The organism is Ornithinibacter aureus, from assembly GCF_009858245.1.
GTDB classification, from domain to species: Bacteria; Actinomycetota; Actinomycetes; order Actinomycetales; family Dermatophilaceae; genus Fodinibacter; species Fodinibacter aureus.
Genome location: NZ_VMSB01000001.1, coordinates 3,017,792 through 3,044,122 on the forward strand (window position 1 = coordinate 3,017,792; position 26,331 = coordinate 3,044,122).

Sequence of the window (26,331 nt, forward strand, 5' to 3'; positions counted from 1 at the left end):
AACTTCTGCGTCGGATCCGAAGTGGTGCGTCGGAGTCGAACTTCTGCGTGCGATCTGAACTGCTGCGTTCGAGTTGTCCACAGGTGACGGGTTTGCCGTGGCGGGAGGTCTCCAACCGCGGCACGGTGGACCGATGGATGAACGACTGGCGGTGGTTCTGGCAGCCCAGGGGGGGAGTGGTCTCTTCACGGGATGCTGCCCGGGTGCAGGTCTCGGCCGTCGCGCTCGACGCACTCGTGCGGTCCGGCGAACTGGTGCGCGTGCGCCGCGGTGCCTACGTCCTGCGCGAGCTCCACGATGCCGGTAACCCCGAGGAGCGCTACCGCCTGCGCACCATGGCCATCCTGCGGACCCGGCCGACCGTCGATGCCGCGAGCCACCACGCATCGGTACTCATGTGCGGCGTCGACACCCACGGCGTCGACCTCACCGTCGTCGACGTCATCGCCACGGTGAAGTCACCACGCGTCCGCAGCGGCCTTCGCACCCACCCCGGCGTGGGGTTGGCGGCGGCGACCACCGGCATCCACAGGGTCGTGCAGCTGCCGATTGCCCTGTGCCAGATGGTGGCTGGCTCCGGGACGATCGCGGCCGTGTGCTCGATGGACGACGCCCTGCACGACCAGCGGGTCACCACGGAACAGCTCCGGGCAGCCGTCGACCTGCTGCCAAAGCAGAGCCGCGACGCCGTGAACCGGGCGATCGAGCTCACCGACGAGACGTGTGAATCGGTCGGAGAGACCAGGACCCGCTTCCTTTTGCACGACCTCGGTTTCAGCGTGGTCAGCCAGCACCCGATCACCAACGCACAGGGCTTCGTGGGCCGGGTCGACTTCCTCGTCGAGGACCTGGTCGTCGTCGAGTTCGACGGGCTGGTCAAGTACGGCGGTCAGGACGGCCGGGCCGCACTGGCTGCCGAGAAGGCGCGGGAGTCACGCATCGTCGACTGCGGCTACGAGGTGGTGCGCCTCGTCTGGTCAGACCTCAATCAGCCCGCCGAGGTGGCCCGCCGCATCCGCGAGGCGCGCCGGCGGGCGCTCAACCGCCGCAACGCGACGGCATCCGCCCGCTGACGCGACGGCACTTCTGCGTTCGCGGGCGCCGTGCCGACCGTGACGCCCCCGTGACCGCCCCCGCGCGCGGCCACGACGCCCCCGTGACACCGACACGGCAGCGTGGGCCGCCACACAGAGGGAGACGCGGATGGCGGTGAGCGCATGGCGACGCAGGTTCCTGCTCGACGTCTGGGCCGAGCCGCGAGCGGTCGATGGGCTGCCGCGCATCCTGCGGGCCCGGGTTCGTGACATGAGCACCGACGACACGACCTTCGTCGGCTCGATCGCCGAGATCGAGGCCGTGCTCGACCGCAGCCTCGACGACGGCGGCATCACGCCCCGCCGGTGGGAGCGGTCATGATCCGCGCGGTGAGCGAGGCCCTGGTCGACGTCATCCACCAGAACACGCCCGACCTCGGCGACTGGGTGGCGCTGCACTCGCTCAACTCGGCCGACTCCGGCCCCGACACCACCAAGGCCGCCCTGGCCCTGCTCGCCGTCGCCCCCCACCCGCACCTGGTGAACCGTCCCCTCGTCGAACGGGCCGCGGGCCTCGTGCGAGCACCCCTGGCGCTGCGCCTGCACTACCTCGTGACGGTGTTCGGCGCCCACGACGAGGCGCAGACCAAGATCGCCCGCATCGTGCAGGTCTTCCACACGACCCCGATCATCGACCGCTCGATGCTCCAACCCCCGCTGTCCACGGCGGTCGACAGCATCGCCGTGCGACTGCTCAGCCCGAGCGCGGAGGAACGCAACCAGATCTGGTCGACCCTCGGCCGCCCCGGGCGACTGGCCCTGTTCTACGAGGTCGACGTCGCCCCTGTCGAGGTCATCGAGCGCGAGGGGGCCGGCCGGGTGCGCACCCACCGGGTCGGCTACGAGGTGCTCGCATGACCATCACCCTGGGCACCACGACCACCGAGCTGCGCCACCGCATCCGGCTCGTCCACGCCACCACCGGCCAGCCGATCACCCCCGTCGCCGTGGCCCCCGCACCGCTGGCACTCGGGTGGTTCGCGCGGGTGGTCGGCCCCGACGTCATCATCACCGCGACGACCTCGGATGCCGGGAGCGCGGCGCGCCCTGCCCCCACCACCGTCGACGTGGTCATCGTCGACGGGGCGCTCGCCGACGTCCTGGCCCTGCCTGCACCGGCACCAGACCAGCCCCCGAACTCCATCCGCGTCGCCCTCGGCGCACCCGGGCCACCCGAGATCGAGGTGCCCGTCGCCCCCGTGCCGATGACCCTCACCGTCGTCCTCACCGGTCAGGGCGGCACCACGCCCGGCACCGGCCGCACCGTCGCCGTGCGCGGCACCTCAGGAACCACCATCGCCCTGCCGGAGACCGCCACCCCCGGCACCTACCGCTCGACGGCCCGCACCTGGACCGCCGACCACCACCCCGGCGACCTGCGGGTCGACGGACAGAGCGTGCGCAAGGTCGCCGTGGACGTCACGCGCGCCGACACCCGAATCCACGTGGTCGACCCGACCTGATCGCCAAGGAGGCAACCGTGAGCTACCAGTCACCCGGGGTGTACATCGAGGAGGTCCCGTCGGGGCCGCAACCGATCGCCGCCGCATCGACCAGTGTCGTCGCCGTGCTCGGCACGACCCGCAAGGGCCCTGTGCTCAGCCCGACCAGGGTCACGAGCTGGTCGGACTACGTCCGCGTGTTCGGCCCGGCCACCTCGAGGGGGGTGTGCGCCGAGTCGGTGTTCGGCTTCTTCGAGAACGGCGGCCCCGCGGCGTGGATCGTGCGCGTCGACCCCTCGATCGCCGCCGAGTGGACCGTGCGCGACGGCCAGGGAGCCCCCGCGACGAGCTTCCTCGCCACGGCGGCCAGCCCCGGCTCGTGGGCCAACACCGTGTCCCTGCGCATCTCGCCCGACGGCTCGGGCGGTCTCGGGACGATGGCCCGCGCGACCGTGTCCGGCCCGGTCACGGCAGCCGTCGGCGCCGCCACGATCCCGGTCGTGGCGAGCGGCGGGCTCGCGGTCGGGGATGCCGTGCTCCTCACCTCCCGCGCCGCGACGAGCCCCGCGACGGTCACCGCCGTGTCCGCGACCTCGATCGGCGTGAACAACACCGGGGCGAGCATCACCCTCGCCGCCGGGGATGCCGTCGCCCTCACGACCGTGGCCGCCCCCTCCACGCTCGTCTTCGCCGCGGGGTCCGGGGTTCGTGCCCACGACCTGTTGGTCATCCAGCGGCCGGACGGGTCGAAGGTCAGCGCCCTGGTCGCATCGGTCGCCCAGGACGGCCCGGCGATGACGGTGACCCTGGCCGCACCGCTCGGCGCCGCCGTCACCGCCGCAGGCTTCGCCAGGCGGCGCACGACCTTCACCGGGCGCACCACCGGCAACACCGGGGGGACGTTGCCGCTCAGCAGGATCCAGTGGGACGTCGCCGACGCCGGGCCGCGCAACGCCGACAGCCAGCTCGACAACGCCCGCGTCACCCTCCCCGGTGGGGGCACGGCGACGTGGACCGGCACGACCTTCGCGGTGGCCGGAGGCGGTGACGTGGCCCCGGGCCCGATCACGGCGGAGGCGCAGGTGCGGGTGGCGACGTACACGGCATCCACGTCGTTCGCCCCGGCCGACGTGGCCGAGGTGCTCGCGCGCTACTCCTTCCTGCCCGTCGGCACGACGCTCAGCCTGACCAACGGCACGGCGACGACGACCGTCGCCCGAACCGGCGCCGGGGTGACCAACGCCGACGGCACCCGCGGCGGTGACGCCTTCGGGCCGACGTACACGAGCGCGACGTTCGTGCTGCCCAGTGACGCCTCGCTCGGGGTCGTCGTCCGCTGCCCGGTCGCCCCCGAGGTCGGTGACTTCGTCGCCTTCTCCGGGACGAAGACCTTCCGGATCACCGCGGTGTCCCCGGTCGACGGCGACGTGTACGTGCTCGACTTCGCCGAGACCACGACCCTGGCCGGCGAGACCGGTGGTGACGCCGGCAGGTTCGCCCTCATCGGCGTCGCCCCCACGACCGCCTTCCCGGCCCGCTTCACCCTGACCGTCGACGACGACGGGGCCACCGTCGAGACCTTCGCCGGTCTGGCCCTGCACCCGTCGCACCCGCGGTACTTCGCCAAGGACGGGGTCGTGAACGGCATCTCCGGTCACGTCCGGCTCGCGCCCCGGGAGGCCGGGGCACCGGCCATCAGCCTCGCGACCATGCCGTCGGGTGCCACCCGCACCCAGGACGGCGTCGACCAGCCGGCGACCAACCAGCACTACGTCAGTGCGCTCGAGAAGCTCGAGACCGTCGACGAGCCGGCCATGGTCATCGCCCCGGACTCGGTGAAGGTCGAGGACCCGCTGCTGCAGGCGGACCTCATCGGCAAGGTCGTGCGCCACTGCGAGCAGTTCCGGCGCTTCGCCATCATCGACGGCCCCGACCTGTCGAGCGTGGCCGACTTCCAGCGCGACAAGGCCCTCGTCGACTGGCGCAACGCCACCCTCAGCTCGACCTACGCGGCTGCCTACGCGCCGTTCCTGAAGATCGTGACGATCGACCCCGACGCGCCCGACCGGTTCACCATGGTGCCGCCCTCCGGGTTCGTCGCCGGGGTCTTCGCCCGCACCGACCGCGAGCGCGGGGTCCACAAGGCGCCCGGCAACGAGCGCGTCAACGGCATCGTCGGGTTGTCCGAGCAGTACAGCCAGCGTCGCCAGGACCTGCTCAACCCGAACGCCGTCAACCTCATCCGCTCCTTCCCCGGCCGCGGCACGCGGATCTGGGGGGCGCGCAACGCCACCGACGACGTCACCTGGCGCTACGTCAACGTGCGCCGGCTGTTCTCGATGATCGAGACGAGCGTCGACCGCTCGACGCAGTGGGTGGTCTTCGAGCCGAACACGGCGTCGACGTGGATCCGCATCAAGGTCTCCGTCGAGAACTTCCTGGACCAGCAGTGGCGGGCCGGAGCGCTCGCCGGCACCCGGCCCGAGGAGGCCTACCGGGTGCGGGTCGGGCTCGGGGAGACGATGACCGAGACCGACATCGACGTCGGCCTGGTCATCACCGAAGTGGCCATCGCCCCGGCCAAACCGGCCGAGTTCGTGGTCTTCCGCTTCAGCCACAAGCGCCTGTCCGAGTGACCAGAAGGAGCATGACGTGTATCCCATGACAGCACTGCACTTCGCCGTGAGCTGGGGCGACTCCCAGAACACCTCGAGCTTCTCCGAGGTCAGCGGCCTGACGGTCGAGGCCGAGGTCGTCGAGTACCGCGGCGGGGCCGACCCCCAGCTCAGCACCCGCAAGATGCCGGGGCTGAAGAAGTTCTCCAACGTCACCCTCAAGCGGGGCATCGCCCCCGCCGAGGCGGGCAACGGGCTCTTCGACTGGTACAACTCCATCGCCGCCGGCACCGTGGCGCGGCGCTCGGTCACCGTGAGCCTGCTCAACGAGGAGCGCAACCCGGTGATGACCTGGAAGATCAAGGAGGCCTGGCCGGTCAAGATCGAGGGCCCCAGCCTGAAGTCCACCGGCACCGACGTCGCCATCGAGTCGGTCGAGTTCGCCTGTGAGGGCATCGAGGTCGAGGTGGCCTGAGCCGATGCTTCCCGACACCTCGCCCGCGGTCCTGCCGTTCACGACGGCTCGCTTCGTGCTGGCCATCGACGGTCTGCGCTCGGTGAGCTTCAGCAAGTGCGCGGGACTCGCGGGTGAGGTGTCGGTCGAGGAGTACCAGGAAGGTGGCGAGAACCGGTTCGCGCACCGCTTCCCGAGCCGGGCCTCGTACCCGAACCTCGTGCTCACCCAGGGGGTCGGGCCCACCCGTGAGCTCTGGGACTGGTTCGCCGAGTTCCACGTCACCGGTCTCGTGGCCCCCCGCGACGGCACGGTCAGCCTGCTGTCGACGGTCGACGGCTCCCTCGTGCCGGTGCGGGTGTGGTCCTTCACCCGCGGCTGGCCGGCCAAGCTGACCGGCCCGGACCTCGACGCGCAGGCCAGCGCGGTCGGGGTCGAGTCGCTCGAGATCGCCCACCACGGGCTCGAGCTGCGATCGGTGGTGGCGTGATGGCCGTCGTCATCGGCGAGGTGGTCACCGAGACGGTGGTGGCGCAGACCGCAGCCGCCGGCGAGAGCGCGAGCGCACCGGCATCCGCGTTCGTCGACGACGCGCAGGTCGAGCTCGTCGTGCGGCGGGCCACCGAGCGGGTCCTGGAGACGCTGCGGCGGGAGTGGGACCGATGAGCGCCACCGCGACGGCCCTGACGAAGCTGACCATCGACGCGTACGCCGACCTCGAGTTCCGAACGCCGGCCGGCATCAGCTGGACCGCCCTGCTCAACCCCACCGAGCTCGCCTTCAGCCGCAAGAACCGCTACGAGGCGACCCAGTCGGCCGGGACGTCGGCACCCCAGCAGTCGTTCTCGGGCGGTGAGCCCGACCAGGTCTCCATCGACCTGCTGCTCGACGGCACGGGCGTCGTCGGTAACCCCGGCAGCATCGGCCCGACCCTCGACAAGCTCGTCGGGTTGACGACCTTCCAGGGCGACACCCACCAGCCGTACTACGTGCACGCGCACTGGGGCCGGTTCAGCTTCCGCGGGATCCTCACCCAGGTCGACGTCACCTACACGCTGTTCGACCGTGCGGGGGAACCGCTGCGGGCCACCGTGAAGCTCGCCCTGAAGGAGGCGCTCTCGCCGCAGGAGGTGCAGGCCCAGGACCGACCCGAGTCGCCCGACCTGTTCCAGACGTGGCTCGTGCGTGACGGCGAGCGGCTCGATGCCATCGCCCACCGGGTCTACGGCGACGCGCGGTACTGGCGCCCGCTCGCGGCGGCCAACCACCTGACCAACCCGCGCTTCCTGCGGCCCGGCACCGTGCTCGTGCTGCCGCCGGTCGCGACCCGCACCGGGGGCCGGCGATGACCGGGGGAGGCCGACGATGAGCCCCAGCCAGCAGGCCCAGCCGGATCGGCCCGAGGTCGAGATCACCGTCGACGACGCGGCCCTCGAGCCGCTCGTCGAGGCCGACGTCATCGAGGTCGACGTCCACGAGGAGGTCGGCAGGCACGGGCGCTGCACCCTGCTCGTCCAGAACTGGGACGCCGACCTGCGCGCGGTCCGCCACAGCGACGACGGCCCGTTCGTCCCCGGTGCCGCGATCGGGGTGTCGCTGGGCTACCACGCCGCGCTCAAGCCCGTCTTCGAGGGCGTCGTCACGGCCCTGACCGCCCACTTCTCCGGCGGCCGCCCCGTGCTGCGGGTCGAGGCGCGCAGCCGTTCGATCCTGCTGGCCCACCCGCCCCGCTCGCGCGTGCTCGCCGACGTGTCCGACGCGGACGTCGCCTCGGCCGTGGCCGCCGACTACGACCTCACCACCGACGCCGAGGTCGGGGTCACCCGCGACGCGGTCGTCTCCGACCGGGTCAGCGACTGGGACTTCCTGCTCGCGCGGGCGCGCCGGCTCGGCTGGGTGCTCTACGTGCGCGGCACCACCCTGGTCATGCGCCCCCCGGCCACACCTGCGAACCCGCCCGAGTTCGAGTACACCCGATCCCTCGTCGAGCTGCACCTCACCGACGACCTGACCCGGGCCATCGACACGGCGACCGGCGTCGGCTGGGACCCGGCTGCCCTCGAGACGGTGGAGTCCGAGCAGTCGTCCAGCGCGGCCGCGATCGACACCGGTGACCGCAGCGACCACGCCGCCGCCGTCGGGAAGACGTCCTGGCCGTTGCGCTCGGCCCGCGACGAGAGCGCCGCCGAGACCGCCGCCGACGCGGCCGATGCCCGAGCGGTGGGTCGCCAACGTGATGCCGCCCTGGCCCACCTGCACGGCCGCGGGGTCGTCCTCGGTGACCCGACCCTTCGCTGTGACTCCTGGGTGACCCTCTCCGGGGTCGGCACCCGCATGTCCGGGCCGCACTACCTCACGGCCGTGCGCCACCACCTGTCGGCGCAGGGGTACCGCACCGAGGTGCAGGTCGGCCGGCCACCCGCCCTCGTGCCACCCCCGGCCCTCCCCGGTGTCGCGCCGCGCGAGGGCGGGCTCACCATCGGGCTGGTCGACTCCCTCGACGACCCGCTGAAGACGCTGCGGGTGCGCGTGCGGATGCCGTGGCGCACCGACGGAGGGACCGGCGTGTGGGCGCGCCTCGCCACCCTCGACGCGGGTGACGGCCGCGGCACCGTCGTCGTGCCGAACGTCGGCGCCGAGGTCGTCGTCGGGTTCATCGACGGTGAGGGGGCCGCGCCCGTCGTGCTGGGGCAGCTCTTCAGCGGCGCAGCCAAGCCCCCCGAGGACATCGACCCCGACGCGAACACCCTGCGCGTGCTCGTCACCCCCGGCGGCCACCGGCTGGCCTTCGACGACGGCGACGCCCCGAGCATCACGCTCACCTCGGGCAAGGGCCACGAGGTGCTCATCGACGACCAGGACGGCCGGATCGCCCTCACCCACAAGGACTCCGGCAACGCGCTCGAGGTGTCCGCGGACGGCATCACCATCACCGCCGCCCAGGGGGACATCACCCTCACGGCCTCCTCGGGAACGGTCGGCATCGACGCGATGACCTTCGAGGCCAAGGCCACCGCCCCCTCGAAGCTCGAGAGCTCCGCGACCTTCGACCTCACGGCATCCGGCCCCCTCGGGCTCAAGGGTGCCCTCGTGACCATCAACTAGGAGGACGACGTGCCAGCCGCAGCCCGGGTGGGGGACCAGAGCATCCACGGCGGAACCGTGGTCGGCCCCGGTGTGCCCACCGTCGTCATCGGGGGGATGCCGGCCGCCGTCGTCGGCGACATGCACGCCTGCGTCATCCCCTCACCACCCCCGCACCCGCCGTCGACCCCGTTCGTCGCCGGGTCGGCCACGGTCCTGATCCAGGGCAGGCCCGCCCTGCGCGCCGGTGACAGCTGCGCGTGCGGTGCCTCGGTCGCGGTGGGCATGCCGACGGTGGTGCTCGGATGAGCACGAACGACTACCCCCAGGTGGGCACCGGGTGGGCCTTCCCCCCGTCGTGGGGGCCCGTCGACGACGAGCCCGGCTCCCCGCCGACCCCGGCCCGCCTGCGCACCAACGACGGCTACGACCACGTCATCGACGCCCTCGAACTGCACGTGCGGACCCTGATCGGCAGCCGGGTCATGCGCCCGGAGTTCGGGGCGGATGCCGATCGCTACGTCTTCGAGCCACGCACGCCGGCCGTGTGCCACCGCCTCGCTGACGACGTGCGCCGCGCCCTGGTCGTGGGGGAGCCGCGGGTCATCGTCGACCGGGTGCACGCGGAGCCCGCGGGGGCCGCGCAGGAGCGGATCGACGTGACGGTGGACTTCCGGATCGACCGGCACCGTCGCACCGAGTCCCTCGTGATCCCGTACTACGCCGGGGGGCAGCCATGACGCGCACTCGTGCCGAGGTGCTCGCGGCGATGGCGGATGCCGCCCGGCTGGCTGCGTACGACGGTGATCTCTCGTGGCGCGACGCGCTGTTCGAGGCCGGCCCGGACGGACAGGAGTTGTCGCTCCCCACCGACCCCGACCGGGTGCTGCTCGCGGCGCTGGCCGACGAGGTCACCCAGGTCGACGCCCATGCCGCGACCCTGCCCGGGCGGCTGCACGTGGCGTGGCTGGAGGAGGTGCTCGGGGTGCCGAGGTTGCCCGTGGTGCCCGACCGCGTGGTCGCCCGGGTGACGGTGGACCCGAAGACGGCCCCGGCGGTCGTCCCGGTCGGCACCGTGCTGCGCGGAGGCAAGGACGCCGTGGGGGACGAGCGGCGCTACCGCACCCTGGACGCCCTCACCGCGCACGGGGCCACGGTGGCCGGGGTGCGGGTGCTCGTGCCCGGCGGGCCGGCCAGCGGCACCCCCGGCGTGGCCCTGGCCGCACCCGACTTCCCGATCGCCCCGCCGACCACGCCCGAGGAGGCGCTGGTGGCGCCCCCGGCCGGGCACCGGGTGCGCATCCACTCCGGGGCGCTGGCCTTCTCGGGGGGCGACCTGACGGTGGCCATCACGTTCGTCGGCGCGGGTGACGTGAGCGCCCTGCGCGCGGGCTCGTCGTGGCACTGGCCGCTGCCCGACGGCACGCTGTCGTCCGGCACCCTCGGCGGCGGCAGCACCCCGGGGGTCGTGACCGTCGCCATGACCGGGGGCTGCGTCGACCCGGACGGGGGCGACCCGTGGATCGAGTGCGTCATCGACCCGCGCACCCCCGTCCCCGAGGGACTGCGCTTCACCGAGGTGCAGGTGGCCGTCACCGCCCGCGCCGGGGTGGCACCGGATGCCGCGTTCGCGAACGACGGTCGGGTGGACCTCGCGAAGGAGTTCGAGCCGTTCCTCGCCACCGCCCGGGCGGGGGACGCCTTCTTCGTGCGAAGCGACGAGGCGTTCGCCAAGAGCCTGGCCACCCTCAGCATCACCGTCAGCACCGCCGTCGCGGCCTCCGGCGGGGTCCCCTCGTGGGACCGCGTCATCCACCTGCTCGCCGAGCAGCCGGCTCTGCGGACACTGCCTCGCCGGTACGTCACCGATCGGTCCGGGGCCGACGACACCCCCGTGCGGGTGATGAGGAAGGCGTCGTCGGCCGAGGTGGAGCAGGCCGGTTGGCTGGGCAGGATCGACGCCGGGTTCGAGGTCGGCGACCTGTGGGCCGACCCGGCCCCCGCGACCTCGGCCCGCCTGGAGTGGCAGCGACTCGCCGCGTCCGGGTGGCACGAGTTCGCGCACCGCTCGACCTTCGGCGGCGTGACCAACGCCGTCGTCGCGGCCGGCGCCCCGGCATCCCTGCCGTCGGCCGTCGCCGGCCAGCCCGGCCACTACGTGCGCGCCTACCTCGCCTCGGGCGACTTCGGGTGGAGCGACTACCTCCAACAGGTGTCGTCGTTCGCGACCATCGCCGTGCGCACGCCCGACGCCGTGCCCGCGATGCCGACCGCTCCGGTCGCCGCGAAGTACCACCAGCTGACCCTGTCGTACACGACGACCCCGGTCGCGGCGACGCGCGTCGAGGCGTGGTCGGGGTGGCGGCACACCGTGCGGTCCTCCGGCGAGTTCGCCCCGTTCCGGCGCGCCGTCGACGACCTCGGGCACTGCGGCATGGTCGCCGTGGGTCTCGAGGTGCCCGAGTCGGTGACCGGGTCGACGGTGTCGATCCACCTCGTGCTCGACTCCGCGGCGCCGTGCGGCTCGACCGCCCCGCTCACCGCCCACTGGCAGTGGTGGGACGGCACCACCTGGCAGGCGCTCGCCGTCTCCGACGGCACCCACGGCCTGCGCGAGGCCGGGCTGGTGCGGTTCGTCGCGCCGCAGGGGTGGGCGACGGGCTGCTCCGACGTCACGGCATCCAGTGGGCGCTGGATCCGGTTCGTCACCGACCAACCGCGCCGCATCGGCGTGGTGCGCGACGTCATCACGGATGCCGTGGTCGCCGAGTTCGTGTCGCGGGCCGCGGACCCGCAGCTCGACCCGAGCCCCGCGACGGCGCTGCCGCCCGGCACCATCAAGGGCACGCTCACCCCCGTCCCGGGCGTCACCAAGGTCACCAACGTGGCGTCGGTGCGCGGTCGCGGGCCCGAGGACGACCAGGCCTACGCGACGAGGGCATCGGCCCTGGTGCGGCACCGCGGGCGCGCCCTCACCCCGTGGGACTACGAGCAGACGGTGACCCTGGCCTTCCCGGAGGTCGCCCTGCTGCGCTGCCTGCCGCACACCGACACCGACGGCAACCGGTCGCCCGGCACGGTCGGGCTCGTCGTCGTGCCGGACCGGCCCGAGAACCCACAGCCGCGGCCGAGCGTCAGCCTGGCCGGTCGCATCATCGACACGCTGCGGCCGGTCATGCCGCTCACCGCCTCGGTCGCGATCCTCTGCCCGGCGTACGTCCCCGTCTCCGTCCGGGCCTCGGTGCGGTTGCGTCGGGGGGTGGCGGCCTTGCAGGGGCGGGCCGCCGTCGAGGCGGCGCTGGAGTCGTTGCTGCACCCCACGCTCGCCGCCGAGCCCCGCTGGGGGCTGTCGCTGTACGCCTCGACGGTGGTGGCGGTGCTCGAGCGACTGACCGTCGTCGACGTCGTGCGCACCTTCGACCTGCGAGCCCAGCTGCCGTCGGGGCCGAGCCCGGTCGAGGTGGTCGAGGTCGACCCGTGCCGAGGGCTCTACTGCTCGACCGGCACCCACGAGATCGCCTGTGAGGAGCAGCTGTGAGCACCGAGCCGATCACCCTGACCGACCCCGCGGCACCGGATGCCGACTGGGACACCGTGCGTGAGCGCATCCTCGCCACCCTCGTCGCCGAGGCCGCGCCGGGGTGGACCGACCACAACGCCGCCGACCCCGGCATCACCCTCGCCGAGGCGGCCGCGTTCACCCTGGCCGACCTGCACCACCGGATCGCCACGACCGGGCTGGCCGACTGGCCCCTCGCGTGGTCGGCGTGGGAACCGCAGGGGCAACGCCACTGGGAGCACACCCTGCCAGCGGGTGACCCGGCCCGGCTCGCCGCGCTCGCCACCGCCCTGGCCGCAACCGCCGACGACCTCGAACCGCTGGTGCGGGCCTGCGCCAGCCGGGGTGAGGCGCTGGCCCTCGTCGGCAGCGCGCCGTGGGCCACCCTCGTCCCGACGGCGGTGCGTCCCCCGCTGGTGGACGTGCTGCGCGGCGCGATGGTCCGCGAGGTCGCCCAACACCGGGCGGACACGGTGGCCGACGTCCTCGACGAGGCGATCGAGCGCAGCGGCAGCACCGCGACCCGGGCCGCGCAGGACGCCCTGGCCGTCGACCTCCTGGGCCACGACCTCCCCCTGTGGGTCACCGAGCGCGCGGCCCTGGTGCGGCGCGAACGTCGCCGCCGCGTGCGCGAGGCGGCGGCTGCCCTCGCAGCGCGCAGCCGCGCGGCCACCACCTCCGTGGAGCGGGCCGAGGTCGTCACGCTGCTGACCGACGACGGGCTGAGCGCCGACGAGGCGCTCATCGCGAGCGCCCTCGCCCCGATCCCCGCGGACCTGGTGCCCGAGGACCTCGAGGAGCGCGACGGGACCTCGAGGATCTGGCCGCCGCACGGCATCCAGGCCCTGACGTGCGAGCCGGTCACCGACCTCGACTACGCGCGGCGGGCGCGAACCCATTCCGGGGTGCGACGCGCGTGGGCCGTGCCGGGGCGCCTCGACGGCGTCGCCTGGCACGGGCTGGTGACCCCGTCGGCCGCCGACCTGTCGGTCGGTGACCCCGCTGCGGCCTGGGCGATCGACCCGGATGCCGCGGCCGTCACCCTCGTCGTCGAGGCCGAGCGGCGACCGCGCGACGTCCCCACGTTCCTGCGCGAGGTGCTGCGCGTCGCGATCGGCACCGAGTGCGGCAGCCCCTTCCCGCCGTGGCGCGACGACCTGGACGACGAGCAGCCCCACCGGGTCATCGGCGACGAGGTGGGTGCCGCCCTGCTCGCCGACGTCGAGGTGCAGGTGCGGGCGACCCTGGTCATCGGGGCCGGCAGCGACGGAGCCCGGGTGGTGCAGGCTGCCGCCGACGCGCTCGAGGCGTTCTTCACCGACGGGCGCACGGGCGTGACCGGCCTCGACGGCGAGGTCGCGTCCGTGACGGCTCCACCGCTCGTCGACGGGCCGTGGCCGCCGGCCCCGCAACCGGCCGGCGGCTGGGTGCCGGGCGACCCGATCCGGGTCAGCGAGGTCGTCGAGGTGCTCGCCGGCTGCCGTGACGTCCTCGGCATCCGCGACGTCCACCTGCGGCTGGCCGACGGGGGCGCGTGGACCACCGCCGCCGACGGGGAGCTGGCCATCCCCGCGGGGACCGTGCCGGTGCGGGTCGGCAACTGCTTCACCGTCGACATCTCGCGCAGCGGGGGGTGCGGCGATGCGTAGCCCCGACTTCACCGCGACCTCGGCCCTGTTGCCCCCCGTCTACCAGGAGCAGGCCGCGTCCTTCGCGCAGGTCGACGCCTACCTCGGGCTGGCCGACGAGCTCGCCCGGGCGCAGGTCGAGGCCCTCGAGGACCTCCTCGCGGTGACCGGCCCGGACGCCGCCCTGCGGTGGCCGACCCACCTGCCGCTCACGGCCGGCGCGCAGGCCCTCGTCGCCGACCTCACCGCGACCTACGACGAGGTGGCCCGGTGGCTGTCCTTCACCGTGCCGTCGACGTGGCCGGTGGGGGCGCAGGGGGTGGTGGCCCGCCGTGACTTCCTCGCCAAGGCCACCCGGTTGTGGCGGCGGCGAGGCACGCCACGAGGGTTCATCGACTGGTTCACCCTCTACCACCGGCTATCCGTGACCACCGAGCGGCCGGTGCTCGTCGAGCACTACAAGATCGCCGGCCCCGGCTTCGACCCCGACCCCTCGACCGCCACGCTGTTCGTGCCCGTCTCGGCCTCGGTGGCGACCTACGCGCAGCGGATCGGGGTCGCCCAGTTCGTGCGGTGGTACGCCCCGGCCCACCTCGACATCCGGGTGTGCTTCGTGCGGCCCGACGTCTTCGACACCTTCGCCGTCTTCGCCGACCCGGCGGTGCTGGCCGACACCAGCAGCGCCGGGCTCGCCACGTACGAGAGCGACCTCAAGGCGCAGGCGAAGCTGCTGCGCGAACTGCTGTGTTCGGTGGTGTCCGTCGTCTCGCACGCCGACGGCATCCACCTCTACGGCTGCCCGGCCGAGCGCCCGCCGGTCGCCGAACGCGACATCGACCACCTGGGGATCGGCGCGCTCCCCACCGACGACTAGGGCGGAAGGCGATCACACCATGACAGACAACGAGTACCCGGAGTTCGTCAAGGGACAGACCCTGACCTCCGATGAGCTGAACGAGCTCACCACCCACCTGCGCCACCGGGACCGGCTGGTCGGCCGGATGACCGGGTTCGGCGTCAACTGCGGCCTCGCCGGGAGCACCGCGGGCTCGGTCATCACCATCTCGCCGGGGCTGGCCGTCGACCAGCGCGGCGAACCGCTCGTGCTCGACAGCGCCCGCACCATCGACCTCGCCTCCGCCACGCCCGTCGGTGGCTGGTCCTTCATCGACGGCACCAAGGAGGGGTGGAGCGTCATCCTGCGGGCCACCGACACGGGGGTGCCGCACACGACCTGCACCGAGTCCAGCTGCAAGGGGCACTCGACCACGCACACGGCAGGGGTCGAACTCGTGCTCGCGGTGGGGCGGGTCACCGGCCCCCGCTTCGACTTCCCCGACGACGCGCTGCGCTCGATCACCCCGATCCTGCTGTCGAAGACGTCGCAGCCGCTCACGGCCTACTCGACGTTGCGCGACCAGGTCAGTGGCCTGCTGAAGAACGCGCCGGGCGGGCCGCTGGTCGACCCGGCGCTCATCACCCTGCTCGACGGCACGAGCATCCCGAGCTCCGACCTCGCCGGGGTCAAGGGCTACAAGGTCGCGTGGCTGAACATGGTGCTCTTCGCGACCATGGACCTGCTGCGCTGCCGCGCCCTGCTCGCCACGTCGTGCCAGCGCGACACGACGACACCCGGGGTGGTCGTCGGCCACGTGACCCGGGCAGGCAGCGTCGCGACCTTCAGCCACCGCTACCGGCACGCCTGGGAACCGCCGACGGGCCTCACGACCAGCCTGCTCGGTGGTTCGGGTGAGTCGCCCTGCGCCCCGGTCAAGGACCGGCTCGAGACGATCATCTCGGGCTACGCGCCCCCGACCCCGCCGCCCACCCCGCCGTCGACGGGGGGCGTCATCGTCGACCCGCCCATCCGGTTCTGCCCGAAGGGCAAGATCGTCATGAGGGGCGACTGCGTCAACGTGCCCTTCCCGGGCGAGATCTTCGAGATCCCGTTCCCGCCCGAGGACTACTTCACCATCGATCCGGGGATCTACATCAACCCCGACCCCACGCGCTACCTCGTCGACGACCCGTCCATCTTCTACGGCACCGAGCACCTGAACTTCCTCGACGACGGCGTGCTCCAGGCGGGTGGTCTGCTCGGCTACAAGGGCAACGACGTCGTCGCGACCCTCACCCAGACCATCGCGGACCTCGGCGTCGAACCGAACGTCTCGGCGATCTCGATGGGGGCGGTCAAGGATGCCGTGGGCGTCGAACCGACGCTGTCGTTCAGCCCGTCCGACGAGGTCCTCGTGCTCACCGACGCGGCCGGGGTCGCCGTCGGGCTGGCCCGGGTTCCGGCGGTGCGCTCGGTGCGCGAGGCGGGCACGGCCATTCCGGCGGCGAAGGCGGCCGTGGCCGAGGTGGGGGCGCTCAGCAAGACCGTGGACAGCCAGCTCAAGGGCTTCGAGGGAGCCCTGCGGGAGTTCGACGGAGGCCTGCAGGGGCTCACCAAGGAGTTCAGCACGCTGCGCGACGGTGCCTTCGACCAGAGCGGCTACGGGGTGCGCATCGGGATGCTCGAGCAGCAGCTGGCTCGAACGGTGGTCTACGGCGAACGCATCTCCACCCTCGAGGGGCGGATCACCCCGGTCAAGGGGCTCGCCACGGCCACCGGGGTGCGACCCGAGCTGGCGAGCGGGCTGATGCAGTTCTCGAAGGCAGCGATCGAGGCCATGCGCTCGGTCGACCAGCCCGACAACCGCGCCCTCACCAGGTCGATCGCGGTGGCCGAGAAGGCCCGGGGCGAGCTCGACCGCGGCGTCACGGCCGGCGACGTCGACGCGCTCGGCCCGGCCACCCTCCAGGTGCTCGACACGATGCGCACGATGGTGAAGTCGGCCGGCACCGACGCGGCCCTGGGGGCCCGGCTCGACGAGCAGGTCGCCGCGCTGGAGGGGCTCATCCGGTGAGCGACGTCGTGATCGGGACGCTGCGGCTGCGTGGACCGCACGCGAGCCGGCTGGCCCGGGTCGCGGCGACGACGCTGCCCGCAGCACTCGACGCGGCGCTCGACGGCTACCCCGACGGCCGGGTGGACGTGGTCTCGGTGCCCTTCCCGGTGGACGCCGGTCTCGACGACAGCACCCTCGCGGCGTTGTGGGCCGAGGCGATCCGGGCCGCGGTGCACGACACGCTCGCCGAGGGCGCGCGGGGTCGGGTCTCGACGGCGGAGCCCGACCAGGTCACCGCCCGGAGCTCGCCGACCGCGGCGGATGCCGTTCGCGCGGCGCTGGTGTGGGTGGCGGGTGGTGCCCGACCGGATGCCGTGCCCCGGCAGGCGTGGAGGGTCGCCGACCCGCTCCTCGTCGACGAGTGCCGTGTGCTTCTCGCCGGCCGCTGGGGCGAGGTCGTCGGCGCCTTGGCTCGTGTCGTGAGGGAGGGTCGGGCGCCGGTGGTGGCTCGCGCCCCCGAGGACGAGCCGGACCGGGACGGTCTGCGCGGCGCGGAGGGCGCCGTCACCCCGGCGGAGGTGGACGCGACCGAAGCGGCCGGTGAGGGTGCAGCGCGACCCGGGCACCCGGCATCCGATCCCGTCGGGGACCCCCCGACGTCGCCGGGCTCGCTCGGGGCACCGGGGGAGAGGGCACGTGCGGCGGCCGACCTCGCGCTGGTGTCGGCCGTGGGCGACCTCGTCGACGAGAGCGGGTCGGCGGTGATCGACACCGCGCACCTGACGACCGCCGCGGGGCTGGTGCTGCTCTATCCGTGGCTGGCCGATCACTGCCGGTCCGCCGTGGCGCTGCACCCGGGCCTGCCTGCTGCCCCGGTGCGCGCCGCGGCGCTGGCGCTGCTCGTCAGCGCGCAGGACCCGCCGCGCGACGACCCGCTCGTGCGCCTCCTCGCCGGGAGCCCAGGGGAGGCCGGGCTCCCCCTGCCGGTCTCGGGCGCGGTGAACCTGCGACGCCGCGACGAGGTCGAGCAGTCGGCGCAGGAGGTGCTGCGGAACTTCGCCGCGCTGCTGCCCGGGTTCGCGGGGTCGACGGCCGACTTCGTGCGAGCTGAGTGGGTGATGCGCGCCGGGCTGCTCGACGAGCGCTCCGACCACGTGCGGCTGAGCGCGGCGGCGCGACCGCTCGACGTCGTGCTGGGCGCGCTGCCCTACCCCCTCGGGCTGCTGGCGCTGCCGTGGTCGCGCCCGATCAGCGTGCGGTGGCAGCGGTGAGCACCCGCCCGACGGTCGCCACCCCGGTGGCCGAACTCGGTGCAGCGCTGGAGATGCTCGATGCCGTCATCCGGGTCCGGGCCGAGGAGCGCAGGGGTGGCCCGGCCGGGCGCCCGCTGGCGCCCTCGCTGGTCGAGGGCAGCGGCGGGCTGGAGGGGGCAGCGGCTGCGGACGAGGGCATCCCCCCGCTCGAGCGGTACGACGGCGGTGGCCCGCTCGCCGCGACGATCGCCATGGCCGGGCTCGGGCCGGCCGAGGCCCTCGTGCTGGTCGCGGCGGTGGCCCCGTTCGTCGACGAGCGCTTCGCGGCCGCGTACGCCACGCTCACCGACCGGCCCGGGGTCACCGGCCTCACCGGCGAGGTCGCCCGCACCCTCGCGGCCCGCACCCTGGCGGGCCGGCTCGACGTGACCGCCCTGCTCAGCGAGGCCGGCACCCTGCGCGCCACCGGCCTGCTCACCCTCGACCCACCCGACGACCTCAGCGGCACGCTGGCGCCCGACCCGCCACTGCTCGCCTGGCTGCTCGGGCAGCCGCCACCACCGCCACGGGTGTCCTCGGGGTTCCCGGCCCGCCCGCTCACGACGGTGCACACCCTCGCCGATGTCGTCCTGCCGGCACGGGCCCGCGCCAAGGTCGCCGACATCGAGCGACGCATCGCCCACCGCGAACGCGTCGTGCACACCTGGGGTTTCGGGCGGCACCACGACAACGTCGGCGGGTTGCTCGCCCTGCTGCACGGGCCGCCGGGCACGGGCAAGTCGATGACGGCCGCGGCGATCGCGGCCTCGGCGGGCCTGACCGCCTACGTCATCGACCTGTCGGCCCTGGTGTCGAAGTACATCGGCGAGACCGAGAAGGCCCTGGCCGCCGTCTTCGAACGGGCCGAGCGTGAGCGCTGCATCCTCGTGTTCGACGAGGCCGACGCGATCTTCGGCCAGCGCACCGAGGTCTCCGACGCGCACGACCGGTACGCGAACCAGGAGGTCTCCTACCTGCTCTCGCGGATCGAGACCCACCAGGGGGTCGTCATCCTCACGACCAACCTGCTCGGCAACATCGACCCCGCGTTCCAGCGCCGCATCCACGTGATGGTCGAGTTCCCTGCCCCCGGAGCCCCCGAGCGTGAGCAGCTCTGGCGGCGGGCGCTGCCTCCCGACCTGCCCGTCGCCGACGACCTCGACGTCGTGGCGCTCGCGGAGCGCTTCGCGATCACCGGGGCCGAGGTGCGCGACGCCGCCGTGGATGCCGCGTACCTCGCCGCGGCCGGCGACGGGGTCGTCACCCAGGACCTTCTCGTGACGGCGATCCGTCGGCAGTACGAGAAGGCGGGTCGAGCGGCCCCACCGTGACGGCCGTCGCGAGCCGCGCGCCGGTGGCTGCGGGGCGGGCCGCGGCGTCCGGGCCCGAGGCCGCCGAGCGCTCGGCGGCCGTGCTCGGCCCGCTCGGGGTGACTGCCGAGCGGGCGCCGGTGCTCGACCGCGTGCCGGAACCCGTCTCCGACGATCCCGTGGTGATGCTCGGCGGCCAACTCGCCGGGGGGCTGGAGGCGGTCGCGGCCCGGTGGGGTCCGGGCGGTGGCTCGGTGGTGCTCTCGGGGCGGCGGGCCTTCCTCGACGTCACGGGCAGCGCCGGGTTCGGCCCGGACGGGGTGCTCGACGGGCGGGTCGAGCTGCGCGCCGACCTCCAGGTGCTGGGGCTGCCGCTCGGGTCCGCGACGTGGGTGGTGCACGGGTGGGAGCCCTCGGCGGAGCTCGCGCTGCCCACGGCCGAGATCCGCGGCACGGTGCTGCGGGTGGACCTGGCGGCGCTGCCACCGGAGGTGACGCTCACGGCATCCGCGGGTATCGCCGCGACGACGATCGAGGGTGGCGTGGCGCTGGAGCTTCCGGGTGACGCCGTCCCCCTCGGTGAGCCGATCAGCCCGCGCATCGCCGAGCTCTACCGCGGCCTGCTCGGGGTCGACCTGTCGTCGCTCGTCGGGACCGGCGAGGCGGCTCTGCTCGACAGGGAGATCCCGCCGGCCGGTGGTGTGGGTGCGGCGGTGCCGGTGGTCGACCCACCCGTGCCGGGGGCGGCCGCGGATGCCGGCGGTGCCGGGGCTGGTGGGGGCGCGGCGAGCGCCGGTGAGGCGGCAGCGGGAGGTGCGCCGACGGCATCCGACGTCGGGGTGCCGGGAACGCAGGATGGTGCTGCGGGCGAGGGGGTGGGTGAGTCCGCGGGCGAGGCGGTCGCCCCCGAGGCGGTGGCCGCCGAGCCGGGCGCCGGCGCCGAGGGTGGTGGGGCAGCGCCCATTGCCCCGGTGCTCATGCCGGAGGCACCCACGGCACCCGGCCCCGCGGCGGCCGCTCGTGCGGGTGCGGTCGCGGGCGGTGCCGGTGGGGCGGCGCGGGCGGCGCGGGAGCTGCCGAGTGCCGATCAGAACACCGCCGACGCGCGTGGGGCGGTGACCGAGCCGGTCGCCGAGACCGCCGCCCGGGCGCGTGAGGAGCTGGCGGCCGAGCTGGGGGAGCGACCCGCGCCCAGCCCGGAGATCGTCGAGCTCGTCCAGCGGATCCGCGACGCGATCAGGAACAACCGGCCCGAGGACGAGGACCAGCTCCTGGCGACCGACCCGACCCAGGAGGCGCAGTCCGCGGGAGAAATCGTCTCGGGCACGGTCGATGCGCAGGTCAGCGAGGCGAGCGGGGAGTACGACGCGATGTCGACTCCGCCCGCGGGGAGTCCGGCGCTGTCGCCGACCCCCGTGGCGACCCCGCCAGCGGCGAGCGCCGGGATGGGGGTCGACGCCGCGAGCGCGGCGCCGGACCCCCTGCCGCCGCAGAACACGTCGCTGGATGCCGACGTCGCGGCGACCGACCAGCGGATCGCCGACGCGGGGATGGAGACCCGGGTGACCGCTGAGATCCCGGACGGTCCGTTCGGCGACGCCCGCGCGGCCCGCGGTGAGCTGGGGGAGCTCGCCCAGCGCACTCCTGCGGAGATCGCGGCCGAGGAGCAGGTCGCCATCGACAGCGCACAGGCCGACATGGCGCGGCTGCAGCAGGAGGCGGTCGCGGCGCTGCGCGCGGCCCGCACCGGCACCATCGGGGGCGTCGCCGAACGCCAGGAGGGGATGACCGGGCAGGAGGAGGTGACCCGCGAGAACGTCTCGCAGCGGGCGCAGGCCATCTACGACGCGGCCCAACGCCAGGTGACCGGGCTGCTCACCCCGCTCGGGCGCACCGCGATGGGGCGGTGGGAGGCCGGGCTGGCGCGGCACTCGCGTGAGTTCCACGACTGCCTGGACCGGGTGCAGCGCTGGATCGAGGAGCGGCACAGCGGGGTGGTCGGGACGATCGTCGCGGTCGGCGACTACATCGCGGGCCTGCCGTCGTGGGTCACCGACGAGTACAACCGGGCCGAGAACCAGTTCGGCAACGACATCGGCGAGCTGCTGCTCGACATCTCCAGCGAGGTCAACGGGGTGATCGCGGCGGCGCAGGCGATCATCGTGCGCGCCCGCACCGACATCGGGGCGCTGTTCGACCAGATGGAGGCGGAGTTCCCCGAGTTCGCGGCGGCCGAGAGGGCCCGGTTCGAGGGTCTGCTCGACGGGTTGTCGCAGCAGGCGACCGCGGCACAGACGAGCTTCGTGCGCGAGGTGTCGCGGGCGGCGGTGACGGCGGTCAACGAGGCGCACGCGGCGGTGGAGGCGCGCCGGCTCGAGGCCGGCGGGCTCATCGGGGCGGTGGTGCGAGCCATCGAGGAGTTCATCGAGGACCCGGCGCGGGCGATCATCAACGGGCTGCTGCGCCTGGTCAACATCCCCCCGGCGGCCTTCTGGGCGCTCATCGCCCAGATCGAGTCGGTCGTCGCCGACATCGCCGCCAACCCCGAGGGGTTCCTCAACAACCTCGTCGCCGGGGTCAAGCAGGGGTTCTCACAGTTCTTCGACAACTTCGGCACGCACCTGCTGGGGGCGTTCTGGCGGTGGCTCTTCTCGGGGCTGAAGACGCCGATCCCGATGCCGACGAGCTTCGACGCCCCCGCGCTGTTCAGCTTCGCCCTCCAGCTCATGGGGATCACCTGGCCCAACGTGCGCGAGATCCTCGTGCGGCACCTGGGCCCGACCGCGGTCGACGTGATCGAGGCCGCGTGGGAACTGATCTCGGTGCTCGTCGCCCGGGGGCCTGAAGGGTTGGTCGACCTCGTCAAGGAGCAGCTGGCCCCGGAGAACATCGTCGGGATGATCCTCGACGCGGCGATCGAGTACCTCGTCGAGACCCTCGTCGTGCAGGCCGCGCAGTACATCTTCAGTCTGCTCAACCCGGCCGGTGCGGTGGCCCAGGCGGTGCGGCTGATCTACGTCGTGTGTTCGTGGATCTTCCGCAACGCGGCCCGCATCTTCGCCTTCGTGCAGGCCGTCGTGGTCGGGATCGCCAACGTCATCTCCGGCAACATCAGCGGCCTCGCCGGGGTGGTCGAGCGGGCGCTGGCGTCGATGATGGTCGTCGCGATCGACTTCATCGCGGGGCTGCTGAGCCTGGGTGCTCTGCCCGACGAGGTGGCCGCGGTCATCGTGCGGATGCAGACCTACGTGCTCGGCATCGTCGAGCGGATCGTCGTCTTCCTCGTCACCCGGGCGCGGGCCCTGCTGGCGCGGCTCGGCCTCGGGTCGGAGAACCCCGAGGACGGGGGCGAGGGCAACGAGGACGACGAGCTCGGCACCACGGTGCGCTTCTCCGCCGGTGGTGAGAGCCACCGGGTGTTCTTCCAGGTGAGCGGGGACGAGGCGACGCTCATGCTCGCGTCGACCCCGGCGCCCATCGAGGTCAAGATCGCCGAGTGGCGGGGGATGCTGAGCTCCGGGCAACCGGCCGACGAGGCAGCGCGCGCCGAGGCCACGACCACCCTCGGCAACCTCGAGTCGGTGGCGAACGAGGCCAACGCCGACGGCGACCGGCTCGCCCGGCTTTTCCTCGAGGCCGCCCGCAGCGAGGACGACGACATCGAGCCCCCGTCGGACAACGACCTGGAGAACCGGGAGCGGGCCATCGCCGGAATGCTGGACCGCCTCTTCACCCTCTTCGGGCAGCAGGACCAGGCCGCGATCGTCGAGGCCGTGCGGGGTGCGCTTCCCGGGCACGTGGCGGCGCGCGTCACCTCGGCGCGGGCCTCGTTCGACGACGACCTCGCGCGCAGCACCTACCTGCCGCTGGGCGCGGACGTGCCCGCTCCCGTCTGGACGGGGGATGCCGTGGCGTCCGCTGCCTCGGCCGCCGCGGCATCCGTGGCGAACCAGCCCGACGTGCACCTGGCTCTCGTGCCGTACTTCCGCGACGGCAACCGACCCCCGACATCGGCGGCGACCGGTGCGTTCGCCGACTGGGCCCTCGTGCGGCGCGGGACGTCCCACGGGGTGGGTCAGCGGGTCACCGGGGCCTACGGCGAGGCGTTCGTGGCGGCCCTGAGGGCCGCGGTTCCGAGTGACCTCGACCCCATCGACACGCAGGTCCGGCAGGCCATCACGACGGTGTCCTGGTCACCCACCGCGGTCGGCTTCGGTCGGCTCAGCGGGTTGCCCCACCAGGCCGGCGATGCGGACCCGCCGCTCGTCACCGCGACTGCGGGCGGGCTGCTGCCCTTCCTGCGGGGCATGTCCGGTTCGGGCGATTACGGCGGGTACCGCTGGCCGCGGCTGCGCTGGGCGTGGGGCCACCGCCCGAGCCGCAACCACCTCAAGGACGGCTTCCGTGCGCTGAGCGCGGGGACCCACGAGTGGATCCCGACGAGCATGATCCCCGAGGTGGTCGAGCGGGCCATCGCCGCGCGGGGCATGGCCCCGAGCGGGGTGCGCGAGGGCCTGCAGTGGATCAACCTGTTCCACCACCTGCGCACCGACACCCGCCGGGTCTACTACCGGGTACAGAACCCACCCGTGTACGCACCCGGCCGCCCACCCCTGTACGCCGCTGGTGCGGGGCTGCACTCAGGGGCGGCCTATCGAGACGAGACGGGCAACCGAGGGGCCGGGCTGATGGGTCAGCAGGGGTTCCACGACGCACTGCGCGATGAGTTCCGGCGCTATCCGCTGACGACGCCGACGAACTACATCCAGTCGCTGCTGTGGGTCGTCGCCGACCAGATCTGGGACGGGCAGCTCGCGTCCACCGCCGTGCCCGAACCGGTCTGGGACCAGCCCATCGGATACTGGTTCCGCCTCGTCGGGGGCGCGGCACGCGTCAGCTCGATCACCCTGCGGGATCTCGCAGCCCTCCAGGAGGCCAACATCGTGCAGATCGACAACGACTTCACCAATGCCCGCAACCGGCTCGACGAGACGTAGGCAGTGCTCTCCTGCAGGAGCGCGTCCCAGGTGCGGGTCAGCGTCTCTTGGCCGGGGCGGGTGTCGCGCGTGCCGTCACCGGCGTCGCGAGCGTCGTGCGCCACGCTGCGACCCGCAGCGGTTCCGCAGGTCGACAGAGCTCCACCCGTTCGCCCGGGGCCCCCACGGCAGCCGGGCCGGCCCGGGCCGGTGTCGAACCTCGCCGAACTGGTGGGCGTGCGAGCCACCGACGAGCGCGGACGCATCGTACGGTCGAAGCCTGACGTGGTCCGACAGTGGCGCCGTCCTCCCCTCGAAGGAAGTGCCATGGCCCCTGCCCAGACGTCCACCGACCCCTGCACCACCGAGGACGCCGCGCGCGTGCTCAGCCTGCACCTCGCCGCCGCGACGTCGGACGCCGAACGCCGTCGGCTGCGCGACGAGCTCGTCCTGTGCACCCTCGCCACCGCCGATGCGCTCGCCCACCGGTACCGCGGCCGCGGGGTGGACGTCGAGGACCTCGAGCAGGTGGCACGCACCGCCCTCGTGTCCGCCGCCCAGCGCTACGACCCCTCGGTCGGTTCGGGGTTCGCGGCCTACGCGGTCCCCTGGATCTCGGGCGAGCTGAAGCGGTACTTCCGCGACCACACCTGGGCCGTTCGTCCGCCGCGTCGCCTCCAGGAGCTGCGGCTGGCTCGCAACGGGGTGGAGGAGGACCTGCGGCACCGGCTGCAGCGCGAGCCCACGACGACCGAGGTCGCCGACGCGCTGGGGTCGACGGCCGACGAGGTGCACGAGTCACGGGCCTCGTCCGCCGCCTATCGCTCGACCTCGCTCGACCTCGAGCTGCCGGGTGGAGGCACGGTGGGCGACCGCGTCCGCGACCCCTCCGACGCGCCGGCAGAGGCCGACACCCACGATGCACTGGCCCGCGCCGTGGCGGGGCTCAGCGACCGTGACCGCCGACTCCTCCACCTGCGCTTCGACGACGAGCTGACCCAGAGCGAGATCGGGCTGCTGCTGGGGGTGAGGTCGGGGACGACGGCCACGTGCCCTTCCCTGCGGAGGTGACGGGCGAGACCCGCCGGGTTCGTTCGGCGTCGTTCGCCGACCACTTCAGTCAGGCTCGCCAGTTCTGGTTGAGCCAGACCCCGGCCGAGCAGGACCACATCGTGCTCGCGTACACCTTCGAGCTCGGCAAGGTCGAGACGCCGGCCATCCGGGCGCGGATGGTCGCGAACCTTCGGGTGGTTGACGACGAGCTCGCCCGGAGGGTCGCCGACGGCCTGGGGATGGAGCTCCCGGAGGCGGCGACGCCCTTTGCGCCGGTCGTGGAGCTCGCACCCTCTCCCGCCCTGAGCATCCTCGCCAACGCGAGAGCGACCTTCGAGGGCCGCAAGCTCGGTCTGCTCGTCGGGGACGGCGCCAAGGCGGCCGTCGTCGAGCGGCTCGTCGCCGGGGTGAAGTCGGCCGGTGGCGTCGTGGAGGTCGTGGCGCTCACGGTGGGCGGGGCCTGGCTGTCGGACCACTCGATCCTGCAGGCCAAGCAGGCGGTGGCCGGTGGGCCGTCGGTGCTCTACGACGCGGTGGCCGTGGTGACGGGCGCCGCCGGAGGTTCGGCCCTGGCCGACGACCCCGCGGCCCGCGACTTCCTCACCGACGCCTTTACCCACTTCAAGGTGATCGGCCTGGGCGGCGACACCGACGCTCTCGTTGCAGCCTGCGGACTCACGGGCTCGCTCGACGACGCGTGCCTGCCCGTGGGGACCGCCGCCGAGGCCAAGGCCTTCGTCACCCGGCTTGGCGGACCCCGGCAGTGGGAGCGCGACCTCACGGCGTGAGCCGGGGCTCCGTGGGCCGCGTCCGGCGACCCACGGAGCTGATCAGCCGCCGGAGGCTGCCGGGATCAGCCGGAGGGTTGTGAACCGGAGCGTGCGACGGCTCGCCAGGGTCCCGACTCGGTCCCATGTCGCTCCTGCGTAC

21 protein-coding genes are annotated in these 26,331 nt (G+C 73.6%); all 21 read left to right on the forward strand.

The genetic code is table 11. The features are described from left to right. The first annotated feature begins 137 nt into the window (after nucleotides 1-137). Nucleotides 138-1,073 (forward strand): type IV toxin-antitoxin system AbiEi family antitoxin domain-containing protein, encoded by a 936-nt coding sequence (locus tag C8E84_RS14410; RefSeq protein ID WP_159903170.1) that lies wholly within the window; start codon nucleotides 138-140, stop codon nucleotides 1,071-1,073. A gap of 130 nt (nucleotides 1,074-1,203) precedes the next feature. After that, nucleotides 1,204-1,416, forward strand: a complete 213-nt coding sequence (locus C8E84_RS14415; RefSeq protein ID WP_159903172.1) for a hypothetical protein — start codon at nucleotides 1,204-1,206, stop codon at nucleotides 1,414-1,416. An 8-nt stretch (nucleotides 1,417-1,424) separates the two neighbouring features. Then, entirely contained in the window at nucleotides 1,425-1,952 is a 528-nt protein-coding gene (locus tag C8E84_RS14420) for a Pvc16 family protein (protein WP_159903173.1), read from the forward strand. After that, entirely contained in the window at nucleotides 1,949-2,557 is a 609-nt protein-coding gene (locus tag C8E84_RS14425) for a hypothetical protein (protein ID WP_159903174.1), read from the forward strand. The genes C8E84_RS14420 and C8E84_RS14425 overlap by 4 nt, the downstream gene beginning before the upstream one ends. Nucleotides 2,558-2,574: 17 nt before the next feature. Next, on the forward strand, nucleotides 2,575-5,172 hold the full coding sequence (locus C8E84_RS14430) for a phage tail sheath subtilisin-like domain-containing protein (protein ID WP_159903175.1): 2,598 nt from the start codon (nucleotides 2,575-2,577) through the stop codon (nucleotides 5,170-5,172). Nucleotides 5,173-5,197: 25 nt separating this feature from the next. Further along, nucleotides 5,198-5,626 carry a phage tail protein gene (locus C8E84_RS14435; protein ID WP_159903176.1) on the forward strand — a complete coding sequence of 143 codons (429 nt, stop codon included), beginning with the start codon at nucleotides 5,198-5,200 and terminating at the stop codon, nucleotides 5,624-5,626. Nucleotides 5,627-5,630: 4 nt separating this feature from the next. Then, nucleotides 5,631-6,095: a phage tail protein gene (locus C8E84_RS14440; RefSeq protein ID WP_159903177.1), complete on the forward strand. Its 465-nt coding sequence runs from the start codon at nucleotides 5,631-5,633 to the stop codon at nucleotides 6,093-6,095. Further along, a complete protein-coding gene (locus C8E84_RS14445; RefSeq protein ID WP_159903178.1) occupies nucleotides 6,095-6,271 on the forward strand; it encodes a hypothetical protein in 177 nt (58 codons plus the stop codon). Before C8E84_RS14440 ends, C8E84_RS14445 begins: the two co-directional genes overlap by 1 nt. Then, entirely contained in the window at nucleotides 6,268-6,954 is a 687-nt protein-coding gene (locus C8E84_RS14450) for a LysM peptidoglycan-binding domain-containing protein (RefSeq protein WP_159903179.1), read from the forward strand. Before C8E84_RS14445 ends, C8E84_RS14450 begins: the two co-directional genes overlap by 4 nt. A gap of 16 nt (nucleotides 6,955-6,970) precedes the next feature. Continuing rightward, nucleotides 6,971-8,710: a phage baseplate assembly protein V gene (locus C8E84_RS14455; protein WP_159903180.1), complete on the forward strand. Its 1,740-nt coding sequence runs from the start codon at nucleotides 6,971-6,973 to the stop codon at nucleotides 8,708-8,710. A 9-nt stretch (nucleotides 8,711-8,719) separates the two neighbouring features. Next, entirely contained in the window at nucleotides 8,720-8,998 is a 279-nt protein-coding gene (locus C8E84_RS14460) for a PAAR domain-containing protein (RefSeq protein ID WP_159903181.1), read from the forward strand. Next, a complete protein-coding gene (locus C8E84_RS14465) occupies nucleotides 8,995-9,429 on the forward strand; it encodes a GPW/gp25 family protein (protein ID WP_159903182.1) in 435 nt (144 codons plus the stop codon). The genes C8E84_RS14460 and C8E84_RS14465 overlap by 4 nt, the downstream gene beginning before the upstream one ends. Next, nucleotides 9,426-12,227 (forward strand): baseplate J/gp47 family protein, encoded by a 2,802-nt coding sequence (locus C8E84_RS14470; protein WP_159903183.1) that lies wholly within the window; start codon nucleotides 9,426-9,428, stop codon nucleotides 12,225-12,227. The genes C8E84_RS14465 and C8E84_RS14470 overlap by 4 nt, the downstream gene beginning before the upstream one ends. After that, nucleotides 12,224-13,897: a hypothetical protein gene (locus C8E84_RS14475; protein ID WP_159903184.1), complete on the forward strand. Its 1,674-nt coding sequence runs from the start codon at nucleotides 12,224-12,226 to the stop codon at nucleotides 13,895-13,897. The genes C8E84_RS14470 and C8E84_RS14475 overlap by 4 nt, the downstream gene beginning before the upstream one ends. Beyond that, complete coding sequence (locus C8E84_RS14480; RefSeq protein WP_159903185.1) at nucleotides 13,890-14,750, forward strand: hypothetical protein; 861 nt, start codon at nucleotides 13,890-13,892, stop codon at nucleotides 14,748-14,750. The genes C8E84_RS14475 and C8E84_RS14480 overlap by 8 nt, the downstream gene beginning before the upstream one ends. 19 nt (nucleotides 14,751-14,769) lie before the next feature. Beyond that, nucleotides 14,770-16,788, forward strand: a complete 2,019-nt coding sequence (locus C8E84_RS14485) for a hypothetical protein (RefSeq protein WP_159903186.1) — start codon at nucleotides 14,770-14,772, stop codon at nucleotides 16,786-16,788. Further along, nucleotides 16,785-18,041 (forward strand): contractile injection system tape measure protein, encoded by a 1,257-nt coding sequence (locus C8E84_RS14490; RefSeq protein WP_159903187.1) that lies wholly within the window; start codon nucleotides 16,785-16,787, stop codon nucleotides 18,039-18,041. Before C8E84_RS14485 ends, C8E84_RS14490 begins: the two co-directional genes overlap by 4 nt. Then, complete coding sequence (locus C8E84_RS14495) at nucleotides 18,038-19,393, forward strand: ATP-binding protein (protein ID WP_159903188.1); 1,356 nt, start codon at nucleotides 18,038-18,040, stop codon at nucleotides 19,391-19,393. Before C8E84_RS14490 ends, C8E84_RS14495 begins: the two co-directional genes overlap by 4 nt. Next, nucleotides 19,390-24,369 (forward strand): phage tail protein, encoded by a 4,980-nt coding sequence (locus C8E84_RS14500; protein WP_159903189.1) that lies wholly within the window; start codon nucleotides 19,390-19,392, stop codon nucleotides 24,367-24,369. Before C8E84_RS14495 ends, C8E84_RS14500 begins: the two co-directional genes overlap by 4 nt. 306 nt (nucleotides 24,370-24,675) lie before the next feature. Continuing rightward, on the forward strand, nucleotides 24,676-25,419 hold the full coding sequence (locus tag C8E84_RS14505; RefSeq protein ID WP_159903190.1) for a sigma-70 family RNA polymerase sigma factor: 744 nt from the start codon (nucleotides 24,676-24,678) through the stop codon (nucleotides 25,417-25,419). Continuing rightward, the gene (locus C8E84_RS14510) at nucleotides 25,398-26,189 is read left to right on the forward strand and encodes a catalase-related domain-containing protein (protein WP_159903191.1); all 792 of its coding nucleotides are present in this window, start codon (nucleotides 25,398-25,400) and stop codon (nucleotides 26,187-26,189) included. Before C8E84_RS14505 ends, C8E84_RS14510 begins: the two co-directional genes overlap by 22 nt. The last annotated feature ends 142 nt before the right edge of the window (nucleotides 26,190-26,331 follow it).

Excerpts from the sequence above, each read along its gene's own strand:
- C8E84_RS14425 (WP_159903174.1), top strand. The coding sequence starts at position 1,949 with ATGACCATCACCCTGGGCACCACGACCACCGAGCTGCGCCACCGCATC.
- C8E84_RS14445 (WP_159903178.1), top strand. The coding sequence starts at position 6,095 with ATGGCCGTCGTCATCGGCGAGGTGGTCACCGAGACGGTGGTGGCGCAG.
- C8E84_RS14470 (WP_159903183.1), top strand. The coding sequence starts at position 9,426 with ATGACGCGCACTCGTGCCGAGGTGCTCGCGGCGATGGCGGATGCCGCC.
- C8E84_RS14415 (WP_159903172.1), top strand. The coding sequence starts at position 1,204 with ATGGCGGTGAGCGCATGGCGACGCAGGTTCCTGCTCGACGTCTGGGCC.
- C8E84_RS14435 (WP_159903176.1), top strand. The coding sequence starts at position 5,198 with ATGACAGCACTGCACTTCGCCGTGAGCTGGGGCGACTCCCAGAACACC.
- C8E84_RS14465 (WP_159903182.1), top strand. The coding sequence starts at position 8,995 with ATGAGCACGAACGACTACCCCCAGGTGGGCACCGGGTGGGCCTTCCCC.
- C8E84_RS14505 (WP_159903190.1), top strand. The coding sequence starts at position 24,676 with ATGGCCCCTGCCCAGACGTCCACCGACCCCTGCACCACCGAGGACGCC.
- C8E84_RS14450 (WP_159903179.1), top strand. The coding sequence starts at position 6,268 with ATGAGCGCCACCGCGACGGCCCTGACGAAGCTGACCATCGACGCGTAC.
- C8E84_RS14480 (WP_159903185.1), top strand. The coding sequence starts at position 13,890 with ATGCGTAGCCCCGACTTCACCGCGACCTCGGCCCTGTTGCCCCCCGTC.
- C8E84_RS14485 (WP_159903186.1), top strand. The coding sequence starts at position 14,770 with ATGACAGACAACGAGTACCCGGAGTTCGTCAAGGGACAGACCCTGACC.
- C8E84_RS14410 (WP_159903170.1), top strand. The coding sequence starts at position 138 with ATGAACGACTGGCGGTGGTTCTGGCAGCCCAGGGGGGGAGTGGTCTCT.
- C8E84_RS14440 (WP_159903177.1), top strand. The coding sequence starts at position 5,631 with ATGCTTCCCGACACCTCGCCCGCGGTCCTGCCGTTCACGACGGCTCGC.
- C8E84_RS14455 (WP_159903180.1), top strand. The coding sequence starts at position 6,971 with ATGAGCCCCAGCCAGCAGGCCCAGCCGGATCGGCCCGAGGTCGAGATC.